We start from the raw sequence: 4,152 nt of genomic DNA on the forward strand, positions 1-4,152 counted from the left end.
GTCGTCGCGCGGCACGGCCCAGGCGTCTTCGTCGGTGGGCGCGCCGAATTCGCCGGGGATGGCTTCCAGCACGTCGCGCACGGTGATCACGCCCTGCACTTCGCCGTATTCATCGACCACGAACACCAGCTCCGCGCCCGAGGCGCGGAAGTGCTCCAGCAGTTCCATGCCCGACAGGGTTTCGGGCACGAAGACGGGCGGCGTCAGGTGCTCGGTCAGCGAGGCGTCCTGGCCACGCGCCAGCGCCGGCAGCAGGCTTTGCGCCGACACCACGCCGATCACGTCCTGCATGCCGCCACGGCACACCGGGTAGCGGGTGTGGCCGCCTTCGGCCATCTGCGCCAGCGTCTGTTCCATGGGCGCGTTGACGTCCAGCCATTCGATCTCGTTGCGCGGGATCATCATCGAGCCCACCTGCCGGTCATCGAGCCGGAACACGTTGCGCACCATCTGGTGCTCCTGGTGTTCGATGATGCCGGCGTCCAGGCCCTCTTCCAGGCTGGCCGCGATCTCTTCTTCCGTCACGCTGCGGCTGGGACCGGCCTTGATGCCCAGCAGCCGCAACGTGCCTTCGGTGGCCACCGACAGCAGCGCCACGAAGGGCCGGGTGGCGGTGGACAGCCACACCATGGGCCGCGCCACCAGGCGGGCGATGCGCTCGGGGAACATCTGGCCGAGCCGCTTGGGCACCAGCTCGCCGAAGATGATGGTGGCGAAGGTGATGGTCATCACCACCAGCGCGGTGGCAGTGATGCCGGCCGCCCGCTCGGGCAATTGAAAGCGCAGCACCAGCCAGTCGGCCAGCGGGCCGGCAAAGGCCGATTCACCCACGATGCCGTTGAGCACGCCGATGGAGGTGATGCCGATCTGCACCGTCGACAGGAACTTGGTCGGGTCGTCGTGCAGGTCCATCGCGGCCTGCGCACCGGGCTCGTTGCCCTCCACCATCACCTGCAGCCGTGCCTTGCGGCTGGAAGCCAGCGCCATCTCGGACATGGCGAAGAGGCCGTTGATCAGGATCAGGAAGACGAGTAGCGCAATGTCCATTCAAAAAATGCCGCAGCGCGAAGGCGCGGCGGCACCGGGTCAGGCAGAGCGGGCAGCGTAGCAGAATCAGGTGATGCATTACCTCATCGGCGACCTGCAAGGCTGCTGCGATGCGTTCGAGCGACTGCTCGACGAGATCGCCTTCTCCCCTTCGCGCGACCACCTCACGGTGCTGGGCGACATCGTCAACCGCGGCCCGCGCTCGCTGGACACGGTGCGCAAGCTGCATGCGCTGGGCAGCTCGGCCGAGGCGCTGCTGGGCAACCACGACCTGCACCTGCTGGCCGTGGCCCACGGCATACGCCCCCAGCACCGAGGCGACACGCTGGCCGACGTGCTGGCCGACCCCCGGCGCGACGAATGGCTGGCCTGGCTGCGCCAACGCCCGCTGGCGCTGATGGACAGCGGCTGGCTGTGCGTGCACGCCGGCGTGGTGCCGCAATGGGACGCCGCCACCACCCTGGCCCTGGCCGGCGAGGTGGAAACGATGCTGCGCAGCGCCGACCTGCCCGCGTTTCTGGCCGCGATGTACGGCAACCAGCCCGACCGCTGGACCGACGAACTGCAAGGCCACGACCGGCTGCGCCTGGTGGTGAACGTGCTCACCCGCATCCGCTTTTGCACGGCCGACGGCACGCTGGACTTCAAGACCAAGGACGGCACCGGCGCCGCCCCCGAAGGCCACCACCCCTGGTTCGACGTGCCCGGCCGCGCCACCGCCGGCGTGCCCATCGCCTTCGGCCACTGGTCCACCCTGGGCTACACCCAGCGACAAGACCTGCTGTGCCTGGATTCGGGCTGCGTGTGGGGCGGCCAACTGACGGCCATGCGCGTGGACGGCGGCCGCCGGGAAGTGCACCAGATCCAGTGCGATCAGGCGGCCGTGCCGGGTTGAGCGAGAATGCGCGCCTAACGACCCCAGGAAGCGTGGCAGAGTGGTCGATTGCACCGGTCTTGAAAACCGGCGGCTCGCAAGGGCCCGTGAGTTCGAATCTCACCGCTTCCGCCAAGGGCGCTGGCTGCAGGGTCTCCCTCTGCAGCCCCACCCCAGCCGTAGCACGGCCCCATGCACGCCTCCGAACGCCTCAAAGGCATCGACGTCTTCGTGACGGTGGTTGACGCCGGCAGCTTCACGGCGGCGGCTGAGCGCTTGAACCTGACCAACTCCGCCGTGGGCAAGTCGGTCGCGCGGCTCGAAGCCCGGCTGGGGGCTCGCCTCTTCGATCGCACCACACGGCGCCTGGCCTTGACCGACGCCGGGCAGGCCTTCTACCGGACCTGCCAGAAGGTGCTGGTGGAGCTGGAGGAAGCCGAGCATGTGCTCAAGGCCGGGGACCTGGTGCCCGCCGGCACGCTGCGCATCGACCTGCCGGCCACCTATGGGCGCATGCATGTGATGCCGGCCCTGTTCGACTTCCTGAAGGCCCATCCGGCGGTGCAGCCGCAGGTCTCGTTCACCGATCGCTTCATCGACCTGGTGGAAGACGGCATCGACGTGGCGGTGCGCCTGGGCGGGGCCGATGCCTGGCCGGCGCCCATCGGCCACCGCTTTTTGGGGCGGGAGCGTCGCATCTTCTGCTGCGCGCCCAGCTACCTGGCGCGGGTGGGCGCCATCCCTGACGCTCTCTCAGCGCTGGAACATGTCGACGCGGTGCTGTATCGCCGACCCGACGGCACGCCCAGCCCCTGGCTCGTCCAGCGCGGTGATGCACCGGTGGAGCACTTTCATCCGGTGGCCGGCCTGGCCATCGGCAGTGCCGAATCATGGGTGGAAGCGGTGCGCCAAGGCTTTGGCGTCGGCCAGTTGTCCACCTGGCTGATCGCCGATCTGCTGGCTCGGGGCGAGCTCGTGCGCGTGCTGCCTTCGCAAGCGGTCGACGGCCTGCCGCTGTACCTGCTGTGGCAGCGCAGCCGGCAGTTGCTGCCCAAGGTGGACGCGGTACTCAGCCATCTGGGCAGCCGCTTGCGGGCCGGCACTGCGGAATAAAAGGATGAACACACTGGACGCGTGATCCAACATCGCAACGCGGTGCGTCCATAAGCTCGGTGGCCCTTTGCTTTGCGGGCCCCTGATGTCCTCCGTACCCACCGCCGTCGCCGCTGCGCGCGAACCCGCCTCCACTGCCGCCGGCTCTGCCACCACGCTCATCCTGGCAGTGGCCGCGTTCGTCATCGTCACCACCGAGTTCCTGATGGTCGGCCTGCTGCCTGCCCTGGCACGCGACCTGTCGGTTTCGGTCACCACCGCCGGGCAACTGGTCACGCTCTTCGCCGTCGTCGTGATGCTGGCCGGCCCACCGCTCACGGCCCGGCTGTCGCATGTGGAGCGCAAGCGCATGTTCCTGGGCGTGCTGCTGCTGTTTGCGGTGTCCAACGCGGTGGCGGCCATGGCCACGCACTTCTGGGTGCTGGCGATCGCGCGCATCGTGCCCGCGCTGGCCTTGCCGGTGTTCTGGGGCACTGCCAGCGACACCGCGGCGCAGCTGGCCGGCCCGGCCCGCGCCGGGCGTGCCGTCTCAACGGTGTACCTGGGCATTTCCGCCGCCATGCTGTTCGGCATTCCGCTGGGCACCGTGGCCAGCGACGCGCTGGGCTGGCGCGGCGCCTTCTGGGTGCTGGCGCTGCTGTCGGCGCTGGTCGCGTTGCTGCTGCAGGTGTTCATGCCGCGCACGGCCGCCACTGGGCGCGTGGCCATGCTGCAGCAGGCGCGCATCCTGCGCGAACCGGCCTTCGTGGCCCATGTGCTGCTGTCGGTCACGGTGTTCACCGCCATGTTCGCCGGCTACACCTACCTGGCCGAATGGCTGGAGAAAGTGGCCGGCGTGCCATCCGCCCATGTGGGCTGGTGGCTGATGGGCTTCGGTGCAGTGGGCCTGGTAGGCAACTGGCTGGGCGGCCGCTGGGTGGACCGCCGGCCCCTGGCCACCACCGCGGCGTTCTGCCTGGTGCTGGCCGCCGGCATGGGCGCCACGGTGGCGCTGGCGGCCCAGCCGCTCGGCCTGGCGGTGGCGCTGGGCGTATGGGGCATCGCGAACACCGCGCTGTACCCCGTGTGCCAGATCCGGGTGATGAAGGCGGCGCCCCAGGCCCAGGCGCTGGCCGGCA

Annotated in this window: 4 protein-coding genes and 1 tRNA gene; 4 read left to right on the forward strand and 1 reads right to left on the reverse strand. The window is 69.5% G+C overall.

Going from position 1 to position 4,152, the window contains the following annotated elements; genetic code table 11:
- Positions 1-1,047: hemolysin family protein (locus ABNT58_RS28215; protein ID WP_348756692.1), on the reverse strand; the 1,047-nt coding region annotated here is incomplete at its 3' end.
- Between the two features lie 73 nt (positions 1,048-1,120).
- Between ABNT58_RS28215 and ABNT58_RS28220 the strand changes: the two genes are divergently transcribed.
- The 4 genes from ABNT58_RS28220 to ABNT58_RS28235 all read left to right on the forward strand — a co-directional run.
- Positions 1,121-1,942 carry a symmetrical bis(5'-nucleosyl)-tetraphosphatase gene (locus ABNT58_RS28220; protein WP_348756693.1) on the forward strand — a complete coding sequence of 274 codons (822 nt, stop codon included), beginning with the start codon at positions 1,121-1,123 and terminating at the stop codon, positions 1,940-1,942.
- Positions 1,943-1,968: 26 nt separating this feature from the next.
- A tRNA-Ser gene (locus ABNT58_RS28225) sits at positions 1,969-2,056 on the forward strand.
- Between the two features lie 57 nt (positions 2,057-2,113).
- A complete protein-coding gene (locus ABNT58_RS28230; RefSeq protein WP_348756694.1) occupies positions 2,114-3,034 on the forward strand; it encodes a LysR family transcriptional regulator in 921 nt (306 codons plus the stop codon).
- Positions 3,035-3,119: 85 nt separating this feature from the next.
- Positions 3,120-4,152, forward strand: a 1,033-nt coding sequence (locus tag ABNT58_RS28235; RefSeq protein WP_348756695.1) for an MFS transporter, incomplete at its 3' end; no start/stop codon positions are given.

This window comes from uncultured Aquincola sp., assembly GCF_964001545.1.
GTDB lineage: Bacteria > Pseudomonadota > Gammaproteobacteria > Burkholderiales > Burkholderiaceae_C > Aquincola.

Bases quoted from the DNA above. Each gene is read 5' to 3' on its own strand.
- ABNT58_RS28230 (WP_348756694.1), top strand. From the start codon at position 2,114: ATGCACGCCTCCGAACGCCTCAAAGGCATCGACGTCTTCGTGACGGTG.
- ABNT58_RS28220 (WP_348756693.1), top strand. From the start codon at position 1,121: ATGCATTACCTCATCGGCGACCTGCAAGGCTGCTGCGATGCGTTCGAG.